Annotated in this window: 18 protein-coding genes; 9 read left to right on the plus strand and 9 right to left on the minus strand. The window is 57.4% G+C overall.

Translation table 11 applies throughout. The annotated features are described in order from the left end of the window. The first annotated feature begins 8 nt into the window (after positions 1-8). Positions 9-647, plus strand: coding sequence for an endonuclease III (gene nth, locus QMK54_RS25340; RefSeq protein WP_223591682.1), 639 nt, complete (start codon positions 9-11; stop codon positions 645-647). 106 nt (positions 648-753) lie between these two features. After that, entirely contained in the window at positions 754-933 is a 180-nt protein-coding gene (locus tag QMK54_RS25345; protein WP_110660665.1) for a PA3496 family putative envelope integrity protein, read from the plus strand. An 82-nt stretch (positions 934-1,015) separates the two neighbouring features. On the opposite strand, the gene QMK54_RS25350 is transcribed toward QMK54_RS25345, so the two are convergent. Then, on the minus strand, positions 1,016-1,642 hold the full coding sequence (locus tag QMK54_RS25350) for a response regulator transcription factor (RefSeq protein WP_110660664.1): 627 nt from the start codon (positions 1,640-1,642) through the stop codon (positions 1,016-1,018). A 526-nt stretch (positions 1,643-2,168) separates the two neighbouring features. On the opposite strand from QMK54_RS25350, the gene QMK54_RS25355 reads away from it, so the two are divergent. Continuing rightward, complete coding sequence (locus tag QMK54_RS25355) at positions 2,169-2,879, plus strand: hypothetical protein (protein ID WP_110660663.1); 711 nt, start codon at positions 2,169-2,171, stop codon at positions 2,877-2,879. A gap of 149 nt (positions 2,880-3,028) precedes the next feature. Here the strand turns inward: QMK54_RS25355 and QMK54_RS25360 are convergent, their stop codons facing one another. Together QMK54_RS25360 and QMK54_RS25365 are read right to left on the minus strand one after the other, a co-directional pair. Next, complete coding sequence (locus QMK54_RS25360) at positions 3,029-4,246, minus strand: argininosuccinate synthase (RefSeq protein ID WP_110660662.1); 1,218 nt, start codon at positions 4,244-4,246, stop codon at positions 3,029-3,031. A gap of 129 nt (positions 4,247-4,375) precedes the next feature. Next, entirely contained in the window at positions 4,376-5,281 is a 906-nt protein-coding gene (locus QMK54_RS25365; protein ID WP_110660661.1) for a flagellar protein MotY, read from the minus strand. A gap of 159 nt (positions 5,282-5,440) precedes the next feature. On the opposite strand from QMK54_RS25365, the gene pyrC reads away from it, so the two are divergent. Together pyrC and rnt are read left to right on the plus strand one after the other, a co-directional pair. After that, positions 5,441-6,487 carry a dihydroorotase gene (gene pyrC, locus QMK54_RS25370; protein ID WP_110660660.1) on the plus strand — a complete coding sequence of 349 codons (1,047 nt, stop codon included), beginning with the start codon at positions 5,441-5,443 and terminating at the stop codon, positions 6,485-6,487. After that, the gene (rnt, locus tag QMK54_RS25375) at positions 6,484-7,161 is read left to right on the plus strand and encodes a ribonuclease T (RefSeq protein ID WP_110660659.1); all 678 of its coding nucleotides are present in this window, start codon (positions 6,484-6,486) and stop codon (positions 7,159-7,161) included. The genes pyrC and rnt overlap by 4 nt, the downstream gene beginning before the upstream one ends. Before the next feature lie 173 nt (positions 7,162-7,334). On the opposite strand, the gene QMK54_RS25380 is transcribed toward rnt, so the two are convergent. After that, complete coding sequence (locus QMK54_RS25380; RefSeq protein WP_007971324.1) at positions 7,335-7,937, minus strand: peroxiredoxin; 603 nt, start codon at positions 7,935-7,937, stop codon at positions 7,335-7,337. A gap of 311 nt (positions 7,938-8,248) precedes the next feature. Between QMK54_RS25380 and QMK54_RS25385 the strand changes: the two genes are divergently transcribed. Together QMK54_RS25385 and bfr are read left to right on the plus strand one after the other, a co-directional pair. Continuing rightward, positions 8,249-8,467, plus strand: a complete 219-nt coding sequence (locus QMK54_RS25385; protein WP_007985869.1) for a bacterioferritin-associated ferredoxin — start codon at positions 8,249-8,251, stop codon at positions 8,465-8,467. Between the two features lie 198 nt (positions 8,468-8,665). Next, positions 8,666-9,142: a bacterioferritin gene (bfr, locus tag QMK54_RS25390; RefSeq protein ID WP_110660658.1), complete on the plus strand. Its 477-nt coding sequence runs from the start codon at positions 8,666-8,668 to the stop codon at positions 9,140-9,142. 189 nt (positions 9,143-9,331) lie between these two features. Here bfr and grxD read toward each other — a convergent pair whose 3' ends face one another. The 3 genes from grxD to QMK54_RS25405 form a co-directional block, all read right to left on the minus strand. Further along, a complete protein-coding gene (gene grxD, locus QMK54_RS25395; protein ID WP_034149018.1) occupies positions 9,332-9,673 on the minus strand; it encodes a Grx4 family monothiol glutaredoxin in 342 nt (113 codons plus the stop codon). Positions 9,674-9,770: 97 nt separating this feature from the next. Then, positions 9,771-11,879: a molybdopterin oxidoreductase family protein gene (locus QMK54_RS25400; protein WP_320401525.1), complete on the minus strand. Its 2,109-nt coding sequence runs from the start codon at positions 11,877-11,879 to the stop codon at positions 9,771-9,773. 134 nt (positions 11,880-12,013) lie between these two features. Further along, positions 12,014-12,304, minus strand: coding sequence for a hypothetical protein (locus QMK54_RS25405; RefSeq protein ID WP_110661865.1), 291 nt, complete (start codon positions 12,302-12,304; stop codon positions 12,014-12,016). A gap of 404 nt (positions 12,305-12,708) precedes the next feature. Between QMK54_RS25405 and argF the strand changes: the two genes are divergently transcribed. Then, the gene (gene argF, locus QMK54_RS25410) at positions 12,709-13,629 is read left to right on the plus strand and encodes an ornithine carbamoyltransferase (RefSeq protein ID WP_110661864.1); all 921 of its coding nucleotides are present in this window, start codon (positions 12,709-12,711) and stop codon (positions 13,627-13,629) included. Next, entirely contained in the window at positions 13,626-14,735 is a 1,110-nt protein-coding gene (locus QMK54_RS25415; RefSeq protein ID WP_110661863.1) for an ABC transporter ATP-binding protein, read from the plus strand. Before argF ends, QMK54_RS25415 begins: the two co-directional genes overlap by 4 nt. A gap of 125 nt (positions 14,736-14,860) precedes the next feature. Here QMK54_RS25415 and QMK54_RS25420 read toward each other — a convergent pair whose 3' ends face one another. Both QMK54_RS25420 and ybaK read right to left on the minus strand, forming a co-directional pair. Further along, positions 14,861-15,643, minus strand: coding sequence for a PhzF family phenazine biosynthesis protein (locus QMK54_RS25420; RefSeq protein WP_223591669.1), 783 nt, complete (start codon positions 15,641-15,643; stop codon positions 14,861-14,863). Positions 15,644-15,750: 107 nt separating this feature from the next. Further along, positions 15,751-16,221: a Cys-tRNA(Pro) deacylase gene (gene ybaK, locus QMK54_RS25425; protein WP_110659830.1), complete on the minus strand. Its 471-nt coding sequence runs from the start codon at positions 16,219-16,221 to the stop codon at positions 15,751-15,753. Positions 16,222-16,562 lie beyond the last annotated feature (341 nt).

Below are 16,562 nucleotides of genomic sequence, written 5' to 3' on the forward strand. Positions count from 1 at the left end.
CACTGCCCATGAATGCCGCAAAACGTCTGGAAATTTTCCGCAGACTGCATGAGGACAACCCGGAGCCAAAGACCGAACTGGCCTATTCCTCACCGTTCGAATTGCTGATTGCCGTGATTCTCTCGGCGCAGTCGACCGATGTCGGCGTCAACAAGGCCACAGCCAAGCTGTTCCCGGTCGCCAATACCCCGGCAGCGATCCATGCCCTGGGTGTCGAGGGCCTGTCGGAGTACATCAAGACCATCGGCCTGTACAACAGCAAAGCGAAAAACGTGATCGAAACCTGCCGCCTGCTGGTCGAGCGCCACGCCAGCGAAGTGCCGCAAACCCGTGAAGAGCTGGAAGCGCTGCCCGGTGTCGGCCGCAAAACCGCCAATGTGGTGCTCAATACGGCATTTCGTCAGCTGACCATGGCCGTCGACACGCATATTTTCAGAGTCAGCAACCGAACTGGCATTGCGCCCGGCAAGAATGTGGTGGAAGTCGAGAAAAAGCTGATGAAATTCGTGCCCAAGGAGTACCTGCTCGACTCTCATCACTGGCTGATCCTTCACGGACGCTATGTGTGCCTGGCCCGCAAGCCGCGATGCGGAAGCTGCCGGATCGAGGACCTGTGCGAATACAAGCACAAAACCTCCGACGATTGAGCCGCTATTGGGTTTATCGAATTATCGATTGAAAAAATCTTTTTTACCCGCCGGGAGATTGTCGATATAAGGAGCGCCAAAGGCCTTCTTAGCCTGGAGTAGCTAAATGAGTACTGGCAAAGAGCAATTGGACGTAGAAGACGACTTCACCACCGCCGAAACCGATGACACCGAGCCGGTGGTTGAAGTAGCGAAAACTAATCTGAGCAAACGCCGCACCATCGACAATCTGCTGGAGGAGCGCCGACTGCAAAAGCAATTGGCCGATTACGATTTTGACTTATGACACCTGAAAGCCTCCCGAAGCGGAGGCTTTTTTTTAAGTGCCATACTCCGGTAGACGCCCCCCTTGTCGCACAGTTACCTGATCACACCAGACCATTGCGTTGTGCCAGTTCTATCAAATCGACCAGAGACCTCGCATTCAGCTTGAGCAGCAGGCGGGTCTTGTAAGTACTGACTGTTTTATTGCTGAGAAACATCCCATCGGCAATCTCTTTATTGGTCTTTCCTCTGGCCAACTGTTGCAGGACCATCATTTCCCGCCCCGACAACCGATCAACCATGTCGGCCTCACTGGCGTTGCCCAGATTGCAACGCACCGTATGCAAGGCTTGATTAGGAAAGTAACTGTAGCCTGACAAAACAGCCTTTATTGCACTGAGCAACTCCGTCAGGTCTTGTTGTTTGCAGACATAACCGGCCGCACCGGACTGCATGCAACGCATGGAAAAATGCCCCGGCGCCTGGGAAGTCAGGATCAGCACTTTCATTGGCATTGAAGTCGAAGACAAACGCGCGATGACTTCCAATCCGTCCAGCTTCGGAATCCCGATATCCAGAATGACAATATCCGGCATAAGTTCACGGGCTAGTTGCAGTGCATCCACACCATTATCGGTTTCTGCAATAACTTCGTAGCCATGACGTTCCATTAGCATACGTACCGCAAGACGAATGACGGGGTGATCATCCACGATCAGCACTTTATTCATGGGCAAGTCCAATTTTCGCTGTTCGAATTTTTAGAGCCCGCACAATAGCCTAGTCGTTTCACCCATGGCATGTCGCCCCTTCCAACCACCTGCACCAAGAGACATCCCCTACAAACAACGCGGATTCCTCCTACAAAAATCCGTCGAACGGAATGAGTTGAAAACTGTAACAGCGTCATGGTGTCGCAGTTTCCAGCAATCGACCCTATCGATTTACCACCAAAATTTTCCAGAATCCTGGCTGAACGACCGCGCCCTGACGAACATAAACATCTACTCCCCCGTTAAAACGTAACTGATATTTTCGCTTCCAGCATTCACACCAGAAATATCACACACCAAGCATCCAATTACTCTTACAGCAAATATTATTTTTTGCGCAATCATTAAACACCACCACCTCCAAGAAAATCGAAGAGCAACAAATAACGAATAACACTCACTAAAGCCAACAAAAATCAAAAGCAACTATAATGAGAAATACTTCAAACAAACTTGAGACCCCATTCAAAAAAGAGAATTCAACATGAGCACAGAACAAGAGAGAAAACGAATTACCAACCCAATGACAATCATTGCCATATTCGCAACGCTCTCTGAAACCTCAGCCGCTGTTTCGCTACCTTTCCTTGGCGAAGAGGAAAAAGAACTTTATGTCTGGTTTCTGATCAGCTTTCCGTTTTATTTACTTTTGCTTTTTTTCGCGACACTGAACTTCAACTACAAATCACTGTATGCGCCTTCCGACTTTGAAAAGGGAAAACACTTCATGAAGGCCATGGATGATGCTGGGCGCTCGGAAAAGAAGGCTTCCCTGAAGGCGCCTGAGGCACCCACTCTGGAAACCTCAACGAATGACCAACCGTCAACCAGGACACCTTGCGGCGCACAGGACCCGCCATCGGAGATCGGCCTATTCACCACTGCCTTCGTTCAGCATCAACTTCAGTTACCGGACTTTGTAAAAGACCTGTACATCATTGATGCACGCTGGATGAGCAAGGAGGTCGAATTTGGAGCGCTGCTGGAAAAAATCCAGAGGCCACGGGAAAAGACGCCATACATGATTCTATTTGTCACTAGTGTCGTTTCGCAGGCGTTACTGAAAGCCAGTGTGCTAAAGCACTCACAGCAGACCAGCAAGCGCAATCCGGCCTTTTACATCGCCTACAATACGGGCTCGCACAGGTTGACGGTCATTGATCAAGCCGGACAACCGGCAAACAACAACGTGTAGGACAGGACAGGATGCTGGCAGGAGAAAAACAGGAATTCGTCAGCGCAAACGAAAACAACAGACAACGCAGGAACAGGCATCACACCCCGTTTTCAGGTGCCTGACCTCGTCCAGGACGAGATCAGGCATCCATCACGACCTCAAAGGTTTCAGAACAGCTTACGACCTTTGTTCGCCGCAATGCGCATGCGCAAGGCGTTGAGCTTGATGAAGCCCCCGGCATCCGCCTGGTTGTACGCGCCGCCATCTTCTTCGAAAGTGGCAATGTTGGCATCGAACAACGACTCGTCGGACTTACGGCCAGTGACGATCACGTTGCCCTTGTACAGTTTCAGGCGCACGACGCCATTCACGTGGGCCTGGGACGCATCGATCATCTGTTGCAGCATCAGGCGCTCAGGGCTCCACCAGTAACCGGTGTAGATCAGGCTGGCATACTTGGGCATCAGCTCGTCTTTGAGGTGAGCCACTTCGCGGTCCAGAGTGATCGATTCGATCGCACGGTGGGCACGCAGCATGATGGTGCCGCCAGGCGTTTCGTAGCAGCCACGGGACTTCATGCCCACGTAACGGTTCTCGACGATGTCCAGACGACCGATACCGTGTTCGCCACCGATACGGTTCAGGGTCGCCAGCACGGTGGCCGGAGTCATTTCGACGCCGTCCAGCGCGACGATGTCGCCGTTGCGGTAGGTCAGTTCCAGGTACTGCGCCTTGTCAGGAGCGTTCTCCGGGGAGACGGTCCATTTCCACATGTCTTCTTCGTGCTCGGTCCAGGTGTCTTCCAGCACGCCGCCTTCATAGGAGATGTGCAGCAGGTTGGCATCCATGGAGTACGGGGATTTCTTCTTGCCGTGGCGTTCGATCGGGATCGCGTGCTTATCGGCGTAATCCATCAGCTTTTCACGGGACAGCAGGTCCCATTCGCGCCAAGGGGCAATCACTTTCACACCGGGTTTCAAGGCGTACGCGCCCAGTTCGAAACGAACCTGGTCGTTGCCTTTGCCGGTGGCGCCATGGGAAATGGCGTCAGCGCCGGTTTCGTTGGCGATTTCGATCAGGCGCTTGGCGATCAACGGACGAGCGATGGAGGTACCCAGCAGGTACTCGCCTTCGTAAACGGTGTTGGCGCGGAACATCGGGAAAACGAAATCGCGCACGAACTCTTCGCGCAAGTCGTCGATGTAGATCTCTTTGACGCCCATGGCCTGAGCCTTGGCGCGTGCAGGTTCGACCTCTTCGCCCTGACCCAGGTCAGCGGTGAAGGTCACCACTTCACAGTTATAAGTATCCTGCAGCCACTTGAGGATCACCGAAGTGTCCAGGCCGCCGGAATACGCCAGAACGACCTTGTTTACGTCCGCCATGCCATCACTCCACGGGGTTCTACGGAAAGCCGGGAAGTCTACCGCTCATGCAGAATAATTTACAGTGGCGCGACAGCTTATGACGACGAAGCGACAGATTATGTCGAGAGGGCGACGATGACCGAATAGTCAGGAAGTTGCCGAAGTGGCCGCTTTCGTTGCTTGCGGGGCGACTTGCTCCGCGGGCGCTCCACGCTCCAGGCGTACCGCTACCCGACGGTTCTTCGCGCGGTTGGCATTGTTGGAGTTAGGCGCCAGCGGATAACGTTCGCCATGGAAACGCACGGTGATTTGCGACTCCTGGAGGCCGTTGGCCTTGAAGAACTCCATCACGGCCAGGGCCCGGCGCCGCGACAGGTCGCGGTTGGTCAGGCGGTTGCCGCTGTTGTCGGAGTGACCGTCGAGCTCGACGTGATTGACCGTCGGATCGGCCTTCATGTACTCCAGCATCACCTGCAGCTTGGCTTTTGCTGCGCTGTCGAGTTCGATTCCGCCGCCGGGGAAACCTATTTCGGATTGCTTCACCTGTTCGAAATTCTGTGGCAACAATTTCGCCACGCAACCCTGGTAGTCGGCAAATGCCTTGGTGAACCGGACCGGCAACAAACGTACTTCCGACACCCGCCCATCCCCCGAGGAATGGCGAACCACCGGGCTGCGACCGTCCATCAGGCCACTGATCAGACGCCCGGCCTGAACCTGTGAACTGTTGAACAATACATTGCCGCTGCCGATTCTCACCGTGCCCAGGTTGATATCGTCACGCCCCGGTTGCCACGGTGCGGCAGCCGCGAGCAAGGTCGCCGAACCGCCGCCCATCATCGGGTTATAGGCTTTCAGACGAAACGTTGCCTGCTCACCGGCCTTGCGTACGAATTCGCCTGAACCGAAGTCGGTAATCGGCTGCGTCAGGCGGCATTCGAACTTGTCGCCTTCGACCGTCCACTCAATGCTCTCCAGGCGAGTCTGGAAAGTGAGCGCCATCGCGGGAAGGCTGGCAAACACACTGAGCAAGGCTAAATAACGCTGGCGCACGGGGGGCTCCACTGGCTTCTACAACAAAAAGACCGACACACATATGTTTACGGCATACCTGTTGGATATCGGAAGCTTCCCGCAAAACTTGATAGCGAGTGCCTGCAAGAGTCTTTTCCGGTAGCATTCCCCTCAGTTTGACCCGCCTGGAATCCCCTCATGTCCGACCGCCTGACCCTGCTGCGTCCCGACGACTGGCACATTCATCTTCGCGATGGTGCCGTGTTGACCAATACCGTTGCGGATGTCGCGCGCACCTTTGGCCGCGCCATCATCATGCCCAACCTGGTTCCACCAGTGCGCAACGCGGCCGAAGCCGACGGCTATCGCCAGCGGATTCTCGCTGCCCGCCCGGCCGGCAGCCCGTTCGAGCCGCTGATGGTCCTGTACCTGACCGACCGCACCCAGCCTGAAGAGATTCGCGAGGCCAAGGCCAGCGGATTCGTGTACGCCGCCAAGCTGTACCCGGCCGGCGCGACCACCAACTCGGACTCTGGCGTCACCAGCATCGACAAGATCTTCCCTGCACTCGAGGCCATGGCCGAAGTCGGGATGCCGTTGTTGATCCACGGTGAAGTCACCCGTGGCGATGTCGACGTGTTCGACCGCGAAAAAATCTTCATCGATGAGCACATGCGCCGTGTGGTCGAGCGTTTCCCGACCCTCAAAGTGGTCTTCGAACACATCACCACCGCGGACGCCGTGCAGTTCGTCAACGCGGCTTCGGCCAACGTTGGCGCGACCATCACCGCGCATCACCTGCTGTACAACCGCAACCACATGCTGGTGGGCGGGATTCGGCCGCACTTCTATTGCCTGCCGATCCTCAAGCGCAACACCCACCAGGAAGCCCTGCTCGACGCCGCTACCAGTGGCAGCGAGAAGTTCTTCCTCGGCACCGACTCGGCGCCCCACGCCCAGCATGCCAAGGAAGCCGCCTGCGGTTGCGCCGGTTGCTACACCGCTTACGCGGCGATCGAGATGTACGCCGAAGCCTTCGAACAGCGCAATGCGCTGGACAAGCTCGAAGCCTTCGCCAGCCTCAATGGCCCGCGTTTCTACGGCCTGCCGGCCAACACCGATCGCATCACCCTGGTCCGCGAAGAATGGACCGCCCCTGCCAGCCTGCCATTTGGCGAGCTGACCGTTATCCCGCTGCGCGCCGGTGAAAAACTGCGCTGGCGCCTGCTGGAGGAACACGCGTGAGTGAAGAGCATTTCGACGACGAACTGGAAGGCAATGGTGGCGGAGGCGGTTCCCGTCATCCAATGGCAGCGCGGTTTCGTGGTTACCTGCCGGTTGTCGTCGACGTAGAAACCGGTGGCTTCAATTCGGCCACCGATGCCCTGCTGGAGATCGCCGCGACCACCATCGCCATGGATGAAAAGGGTTTTGTCTACCCGGATCACACCTACTTCTTCCGTGTCGAGCCGTTCGAAGGCGCGAACATCGAAGCGGCCGCCCTGGAGTTCACCGGGATCAAGCTCGATCACCCGCTGCGTATGGCCGTGAGCGAAGAGTCTGCCCTGAACGATATCTTCCGTGGCGTGCGCAAGGCCCTCAAGGCCAATGGCTGCAAACGGGCGATCCTGGTCGGGCATAACAGCAGTTTCGACCTGGGCTTCCTGAATGCGGCGGTTGCGCGCCTGGACATGAAGCGTAATCCGTTTCACCCGTTCTCCAGCTTCGACACCGCGACACTCGCCGGTCTGGCCTACGGTCAAACCGTTCTGGCCAAGGCCTGCCAGGCAGCAGACATCGACTTCGATGGTCGTGAGGCTCACTCGGCCCGCTACGATACCGAGAAGACCGCTGAGCTGTTCTGCGGCATCGTCAATCGCTGGAAACAGATGGGCGGCTGGGAAGACTTCGACGATTGATGTGTTGTAGGAGCGAGCCTGCTCGCGATGGTCGTGAACGAAAACTCGGGGAGCCTGACACCCTGCGGTGTTCTCGAGTCCATCGCGAGCAAGCTCGCTCCTACAGAAAGCGGAAATCCCGCCCATAAAAAAACCGGCCTCGAAGGCCGGTTTTTTTGTACCTGCAACGTGCCTTACAGAGCGGCAGCGTGCTCGGTCAGGTAAGCCGCAACGCCTTCTGGCGAAGCGTTCATGCCTTTGTCGCCTTTCTTCCAGTTGGCAGGGCAGACTTCGCCGTGCTCTTCGTGGAATTGCAGAGCGTCAACCAGACGCAGCAGCTCTTCCATGTTACGGCCCAGCGGCAGGTCGTTGATGATCTGCGAACGGACAACGCCTTTGTCGTCGATCAGGAACGCGCCACGGAAAGCCACGCCGTCAGCGGACTGAACGTCGTAGGCCTTCATGATTTCCTGCTTGATGTCGGCAGCCATGGTGTAGCGAACTTCGCCGATACCACCATTGTTGACCGGGGTGTTGCGCCAGGCGTTGTGGGTGAAGTGCGAGTCGATCGACACAGCGACCACTTCAACGTTGCGTGCCTTGAACTCGGACATGCGGTTGTCCAGAGCGATCAGCTCGGACGGGCAAACGAAGGTGAAGTCCAGTGGGTAGAAGAACACCAGGCCGTATTTGCCTTTGATCGCCGAAGACAGGGTGAAGCTGTCAACGATCTCGCCATTGCCGAGTACGGCCGGTACGGTGAAGTCAGGGGCTTGTTTGCCTACGAGTACGCTCATTGGATATCTCCTGGTGTAATAGCGTGAGAAACAGGGTTCGTATCAGCCTGCCACCCTGAGGCGACAGCCCTGTGACACGATCCCCGGTCGCAAAAGACCGGCCATCATACACCGCGTGTTTGAGCTGGCTTAGCTGTTTTTTGCCCTCGCGATGAAATCCCCGACGGTTTTGCATCACCGACTTGCCAGGCAGACCGTTCGTCAGCCATCCGCGCTTATGAGGAAAAGTGCCCTGAAACAACTTTGACAATCATTCTCGTTAACATTAAGATCCATCGCAATTGAGTCACAATCAGCGACGGTCCTTCCTTATGTATGTTTGCCTCTGCACTGGCGTCACCGACGGTCAAATCCGCGATGCGATCTATGAAGGATGCTGCAGCTACAAGGAAGTCCGTGTGGCCACCGGCGTTGCCAGCCAATGCGGCAAATGTGCCTGCCTCGCCAAGGAAGTGGTCCGCGAGACCCTGACCAAACTGCAAACGGCCCAGGCTGCAATTCCATACCCGGCAGAATTTACAGCCGCTTAAATATCGATTTTCAAGGAACCGGACATATGTCCGGTTTTTTTATGTCCGCAAATCAACTAGTTATGTTCTAGACGCGGAACACAAACATTCTTATTCCGATTAATTTTTATATAAGTTTCAATAACTTAGGTTTGACACTAGCAAATACGCGGCTCAAACTCTGTCCTATTGACAGCTATTAAAGGGCAGGACCCCATCATGAAAGGCGACGTTACAGTCATCCAGCATCTCAACAAGATCCTTGCCAATGAACTGGTCGCGATCAATCAATACTTCCTGCATGCGCGCATGTATGAAGATTGGGGCCTGAACAAGCTCGGCAAGCACGAGTACCACGAATCCATCGACGAGATGAAGCACGCGGACAAGCTGATCAAGCGCATCCTGTTCCTTGAAGGCCTGCCGAACGTCCAGGACCTGGGCAAGCTGCACATCGGCGAACACACCAAGGAAATGATCGAGTGTGACCTGCGTATTGAAAAAACCGGTCATGCCGATCTGAAAGTGGCCATCGCGCATTGCGAGAAAGTTGGCGACTTCGGCAGCCGTGAATTGCTTGAAGACATTCTCGAGTCCGAAGAAGAACACATCGACTGGCTGGAAACCCAACTGGGCCTGATCGACAAGATTGGTATCGAGAACTACCTGCAATCGCAGATGGGCGAAGACGAATAAGTTCTACGCCGTTAATCTCGATGCAATAAAAAGCCCCGCTCTCTTTTACAGAGGCGGGGCTTTTTTGTGCCTGTTCCTGTTGTAGGAGCGAGCTTGCTCGCGATGGTCGTTAACGATAACGCTGGGAGCCTGGCACCCAGCGGTGTTCTTGAGTCCATCGCGAGCGAGCTCGCTCCTACATACAGCGAATCAGGCTTCGGACTTGTTGGCAGCAGCAGCTTCGACAGCAGCCTTGATGGTGGTCTGCAACGAACCGTCAGCAGCCATCTCAGTCATGATGTCGCTACCGCCGACCAGCTCGCCACCCACCCACAATTGCGGGAAAGTTGGCCAGTTGGCGTATTTTGGCAGGTTGGCGCGGATTTCCGGGTTCTGCAGGATGTCCACGTACGCAAACTTTTCGCCACAAGCCATCACGGCCTGCGCGGCTTTCGCGGAGAAGCCGCACTGCGGGGCATTCGGCGAGCCTTTCATGTAAAGCAGAATGGTGTTGTTGGCAATCTGCTCTTTAATCGTTTCGATGATATCCATGGAGCACCTCGGCTGAACTTTCCGACTCATGGGTCGGCACGGTGGCGCATTGTAACGGAAAGCCGAGCGCCCTGCTTGGTCTCTCCGTCAGACTGATTCAAGCAGCTGCCACGGTCACTGGCACGCCATTGAGCGCGGCATTTCCCGACAATTCGTCAATCTGGCATTCGTCGGTCAGATCATTGGCGCTGGAACCCGGCTGACTGCTGGCAATCGACATTTGCACGCCCGGCCGCGCATGGCCCCAGCCATGTGGCAGGCTGACCACGCCTTTCATCATGTCCAGACTGCCAAGCACTTCGACTTCGATCACGCCCACCCGCGAACTGACCCGTACGCGCTGCCCGTCACTGAGTCCGCGACTGGCCAGGTCGTCCGGATGCATCAGCAACTGATGACGCGGTTTGCCCTTCACCAACCGATGATAATTATGCATCCATGAGTTGTTGCTGCGCACATGCCGGCGGCCAATCATCAACAACTCGTCGGCGGCGGGTGCCTTCAAGGCTGCGAAGCGCGCCAGGTCAGCGAGTATCGCGGCCGGTGCGGCCTGGATGCGTTGATTGGCAGTCTTCAGGCGTGGCGTCAGGTTAGGCTTGAGCGCGCCCAGATCGATGCCATGGGGGTGATCGAACAAAGTCGCCAGCGACAGCCTGTGCTCAGACGTGTCGCCGTACTTCCCCATGCGCAGGCCGCGATCGATCATTTGCGCCGGGGCGATGGTGGGCTTCAACTCCTTGCCGGTCCTGGCGGCAAATGCCTTGGCCAACCCGACGAAGATTTCCCAGTCGTGCAACGCGCCCTTGGGTTTGCCGAGGATTGCGCGGTTGAAACGACTGACGTTGCGCACCGCAAACAGGTTGAACGTGGTGTCGTAATGGTCGTTTTCCAGCGCCGATGTGGACGGCAGGATCAGGTCGGCATAGCGCGTGGTTTCATTGATGTACAGGTCGATGCTGACCATGAACTCCAGCCCGTCCAGCGCCTGTTCGAGCTTTCGGCCATTGGGCGTGGACAGCACCGGATTGCCCGCCACGGTAATCAGCGCCCGGACTTGCCCTTCTCCCTCAGTCAGCATCTCTTCGGCCAGTGCCGAGACCGGCAGCTCTCCAGCGTATTCCGGGCGACCGGAAACCCGGCTCTGCCACAGATTGAAGTGTCCGCCTGATGTCGTCGCCACCAGGTCCACCGCCGGTTCGGTGCACAAGGCCCCTCCCACGCGATCAAGGTTACCGGTGACCAGGTTGATCAACTGCACCACCCAGTGGCACAGCGTACCGAAGGCTTGGGTCGAGACGCCCATGCGGCCATAGCAGACGGCACTCGGCGCTGCGGCGAAGTCCCGCGCCAACTGGCGGATCTGTTCGGCCGGTACGGCGCACAACGGGCTCATGACTTCGGCGGTGAATGGCGCGACAACCTCCCGCACCTGCTCTAGATCGTCTACCGGCAGATGGCTGTCGCGGGTAAGCCCCTCAGCGAACAAGGTATTGAGCAGGCCGAACAACAGCGCGGCATCGCCGCCCGGGCGCACGAACAGATGCTGATCGGCAATGGCCGCCGTTTCACTACGGCGCGGGTCGACCACCACCACTTTGCCGCCCCGCGCCTGAATCGCTTTCAAACGCTTTTCCACATCCGGCACGGTCATGATGCTGCCGTTCGAAGCCAGCGGGTTGCCGCCCAGGATCAGCATGAAGTCGGTGTGATCGATGTCCGGGATAGGCAGTAACAAACCGTGGCCGTACATCAAATGACTGGTCAGGTGATGAGGCAGTTGATCGACCGATGTAGCGGAAAACCGGTTGCGGGTTTTCAGCAGGCCGAGGAAGTAATTGCTGTGGGTCATCAGCCCGTAATTGTGCACGCTCGGGTTGCCTTGATAGACCGCCACGGCATTTTGTCCGTGCTGTTCCTGTATTGCAGCAAGGCGTTCGGCGACCAGATTGAATGCCGCTTCCCATTCGATGGGTTGCCATTCATTGCCCACCCGCCGCATCGGCTGATGCAGGCGGTCCGGATCGTTCTGGATGTCTTGCAGCGCTACCGCCTTGGGGCAGATGTGTCCACGACTGAATGTGTCCAGGGGATCACCCTTGATCGACGTGATCTGGACGTTTCCGCCTTCGACCTCAGTGGTTTCGATGGTCAGGCCACAGATTGCTTCGCACAAATGGCACGCACGGTGATGGAGAGTCTTGGTCATGGCCAGTCTCTGTCTTGTTATGGGCGGGCAACGTAGGCCGCGGAAACAAAACTATGGCGCCAGAGCCGTCGCTACACCAGCGACGTTCGTCTTGTGAATCGAGGGTTATCAGGCCAGCCGATGGCCACGAGAGTTCAGTTCGAAGGCAACCTGGGTGGCGCCTGCAACTGGATGTCCTGACGGGTTTCGAACTGCCCGCGAGCGACATCGACACCGGTCAGTTCGCCGATCAGGCGCCAGTGTTCGTCGAGCCCGGCACTGATGGTGGCCATGCGATCGACCATGTGACGGCCGGCGGCTCGGGTAATCTCGTCTTCACTGCGCAGCAACTCGAAGGACATCGTCGTCACTGAGGCGGTGAGGTGGGTCAGGGAGCGTGCCGTGAGGCCCAGTAGTTCCATTAACAGCTGTTCTTTCGATTCCATCGGAAAGCTTCCTGCGTCGCTCGAGATTTATTTATAACCCAGCACTTTGCATTAGCAAATATTTCAGGCTGGCGACAGGCCGCTCAAGCACTGGAATGACAGGTCAGAAACCGACTGTCAGCGCACCATTGCCGCCCCGTCTGATTGCCAAGCCCCGAGAGGCCGGTGTACAAATGAGCCGCTGCTATAAGGAATCAAGCTTCAAAGCGCTACCTCGGTGAACCCGTAGCACCTCTGAAACTCCCTAAAAACTGTAGCCCTATTGGTAAGACGCGACATTTAATTATAAGATCGCGCCTTCCCCTATTTCGTCGCCCCGTGCGGCTTACGCCGCAGGTCTCGCCCGTTGTTCCGTTAAACAAGGCTTTGAGCATCTGCGGTTTGTAGCAAAAAGGTAGTCAATGATGAGCGCAAGGCACTTTCTCTCCCTGATGGATTGCACGCCCGAAGAGCTGGTCAGCGTGATCCGTCGAGGCGTTGAGCTCAAGGACCTGCGTAACCGCGGCGTACTGTTCGAGCCTCTGAAAAATCGCGTCCTGGGGATGATTTTCGAGAAATCCTCGACCCGCACCCGAATCTCCTTCGAGGCCGGCATGATCCAGCTCGGCGGCCAGGCGATCTTCCTGTCGCCACGTGACACCCAACTGGGTCGCGGCGAGCCGATCGGCGACTGCGCCATCGTCATGTCGAGCATGCTCGATGCGGTGATGATCCGTACCTTTGCCCACAGCAACCTGACCGAATTCGCCGCCAACTCCCGCGTACCCGTGATCAACGGCCTGTCCGATGACCTGCACCCGTGCCAGTTGCTGGCCGACATGCAGACCTTCCTCGAACACCGCGGCTCCATCCAGGGCAAGACCGTGGCCTGGATCGGCGACGGCAACAACATGTGCAACAGTTATATAGAAGCGGCGATCCAGTTCGACTTCCAGTTGCGCGTTGCCTGCCCGGAAGGCTACGAGCCCAATCCTGAATTCGTGGCCAAGGCCGGCGATCGGGTCACCATCGTTCGCGACCCGAAAGATGCCGTGCGCGGCGCACACCTGGTGAGCACCGACGTCTGGACCTCCATGGGCCAGGAAGAGGAAACCGCCAAGCGCCTGAAGCTCTTCGCACCGTATCAGGTCAACCGCGCCCTGCTCGACCTGGCCGCTGACGACGTGCTGTTCATGCACTGCCTGCCGGCACACCGCGGCGAAGAAATCAGCGTCGACCTGCTCGACGACAAACGCTCGGTGGCCTGGGATCAAGCCGAAAACCGTCTGCATGCGCAAAAAGCCCTGCTCGAATTCCTCGTCCCACCTTCGTATCACCACGCATGAGCCAGCCATTACTGCTTAACCTGCGCAACCTCGCCTGCGGCTATCAAGACCAGCGCGTGGTGCAGAACCTGAACCTGCATTTGAACGCTGGCGACATCGGTTGCCTGCTGGGCTCTTCGGGCTGCGGCAAGACCACCACCCTGCGGGCGATTGCCGGTTTCGAACCGGTACACGAAGGTGAAATCCAGCTGGCGGGCGAGACCATCTCCAGCGCCGGCTTCACCCTCGCCCCGGAGAAGCGTCGCATCGGCATGGTGTTCCAGGACTACGCACTCTTTCCGCATTTGAGCGTGGCCGACAACATCGCCTTCGGCATTCGCAAGCATCCGCAAAAGGATCGCGTCGTCGAAGAGCTGCTGGAACTGGTCAACCTGAAGAACCTCGGCAAGCGCTTCCCCCATGAGCTTTCCGGTGGCCAGCAGCAACGCGTCGCCCTGGCCCGCGCCCTGGCGCCGGAGCCGCAACTGCTGTTGCTCGACGAGCCGTTCTCCAACCTCGATGGCGAATTGCGCCGCAAGCTCAGCCACGAAGTGCGCGACATCCTCAAGGCCCGTGGCACCAGCGCGATTCTGGTGACTCACGACCAGGAAGAAGCCTTCGCGGTCAGCGACCACGTTGGCGTGTTCAAGGAAGGTCGACTGGAGCAGTGGGATACGCCCTACAACCTGTATCACGAACCGCTGACACCCTTTGTGGCCAGCTTCATCGGCCAGGGCTATTTCATTCGCGGTCAGTTGAGCAGCCCCGAATCGGTGCAAACCGAGCTGGGTGAGTTGCGCGGCAACCGGGCCTACACCTGGCCGGTCGGTGGCGCCGTGGATGTGTTGCTGCGTCCGGACGACATTGTCTATGCACCGGATAGCGAGCTGAAGGCGCGAATCGCTGGCAAGACGTTCCTGGGCGCGTCGACCCTGTATCGCTTGCAGCTGCCGACAGGCGCACAGCTGGAATCGATTTTCCCGAGCCATGTCGATCGTCAGGTCGGGGCGGATGTGGGCATTCGTGTCGCGGCTGAACACCTGGTGCTGTTCCAGGCGTCAGGCAGCACGGCGGCGCAGATTCCGACTGTTGAATCAGGTGTCCGGCGCTACAGCACCGCCCACTGATACACACAAAAACCTGTAGGAGCGAGCTTGCTCGCGAAAAACGTCGGAGCGCCGCGTTCATCCAGCGAGCACTCGTCATCGTTGACGTCCATCGCGAGCGGGCTCGCTCCTACAGTAGTTTTGCATTAGCCCAAGATTAGCGTTCCACGCGCAACGAGCGTCGCATCCCCGCCAATCTTCACCCGATCGCCTTCCAACCGGCAGAACAACTCCCCACCCCGCGCCGAACGCTGGAAAGCCGTCAGGCTCGACTTGCCCAAACGCTTTGACCAGTACGGAATCAGGAGGCAATGGGTCGATCCGGTCACCGGGTCTTCATCAATGCCGATGGCCGGAGCGAAGTAACGGGAAACGAATTCGTGCTGCTCGCCCCGCGCCGTCACGATGGCGCCCAACCACGGCAACTTCGCCAGGGCAGCCATGTCCGGTGTGCAGTCAAGCACGGCCTGCTCGGATTCGAGCACCACGAACAGCTCGTTCGAAGCCAGCACTTCCACGACTTTCACACCCAGTGCACGTTCGATAGCCACAGTGTCGCTCACTGGCGTCGGCACGATGGTCGGAAAATCCAGCCACAGGCGCCCGCCCTCCCGCATCACGCTCAACGGGCCGGATTTACAGGTGAAGTCCAGTCGCTCGACTGGCTCCTTGTAGATCTCAAACAACACATAGGCACTGGCCAGCGTCGCGTGCCCGCACAATGGCACCTCGGTGGTCGGCGTAAACCAGCGGATGTGCCAGCCCTGCCCTTCGCGCACGACAAACGCCGTTTCGGCGAGGTTGTGCTCGGCAGCAATCTTCTGCATCAATTCATCGGCGAGCCAGGTATCGAGCCGATAGACCATTGCCGGGTTGCCGCTGAATGGCTGATTGCTGAACGCGTCGACCTGATGAAACTCAAGCTGCATAAACTTCTCCCTTTGTCAGACCCGTCGAGCATGCCGCGTTGGTCGAACCGGCACCAGTGACAGAGCAGGCTGATTTTCACCATACAGCGCTGCGCCCACTTCGATGCTCACGCACGGCCGATATCGGCAAACTTTGCCTGGGTGTGTTCGGCCAGCACCGCCGGTGCCAGCTCGACTTCCAGTCCACGTCGACCGGCACTGACAAAAATGCTGGCGAAGGGCTGGGCCGAATTATCAATGAAGGTACGCAAACGCTTTTTCTGCCCCAGCGGACTGATCCCGCCCAACAGATAGCCAGTGGAGCGCTGCGCCGCCGCCGGATCGGCCATTTCGACCTTTTTCACGCCAGCGGCGTGGGCCAGCCCTTTCAAATCCAGGCTGCCGGCCACCGGCACCACCGCCACCAGCAATTCCCCTTTTTCGCTGGCCGCCAGCAAGGTCTTGAACACCTGTGCCGGGTCGAGCCCGAGTTTTTCCGCAGCTTCCAGACCATAGGAGGCAGCCTTCGGGTCATGCTCGTAACTGTGTACGCGATGTTCGGCCCGAACCTTTTTCAACAAATCCAATGCGGGGGTCATGACAGCTCCAGACTCGGCGGCAGAAGAAAATACTGCGCCGGATTCTAGGACATTGATCGTTAAAAGGCTTCAGGGCAGCACATCCATAACGCCACTGCCCGGCGTTCCCATCGCCCAATGACTCGTTCATTCATGCGACGAATAGTTTCTTTATGACCGACGGTTCACTTTCGACCTTTGACAGCAGTGTTTCTTGTCTATATTTTTTCGTTTCTGAAACTGTACGAAACGTCCTACCGCAGCACCCGGCAGCAAACCGTGACCAGGATGGGGATCCTGCCTCGGCGAAAAACGCGCTCCGACCACTATGGGAAAAGCGCCAGACAACAAAAAAAATGAGG

This window comes from Pseudomonas sp. P5_109, from assembly GCF_034009455.1.
Taxonomy (GTDB): Bacteria; Pseudomonadota; Gammaproteobacteria; order Pseudomonadales; family Pseudomonadaceae; genus Aquipseudomonas.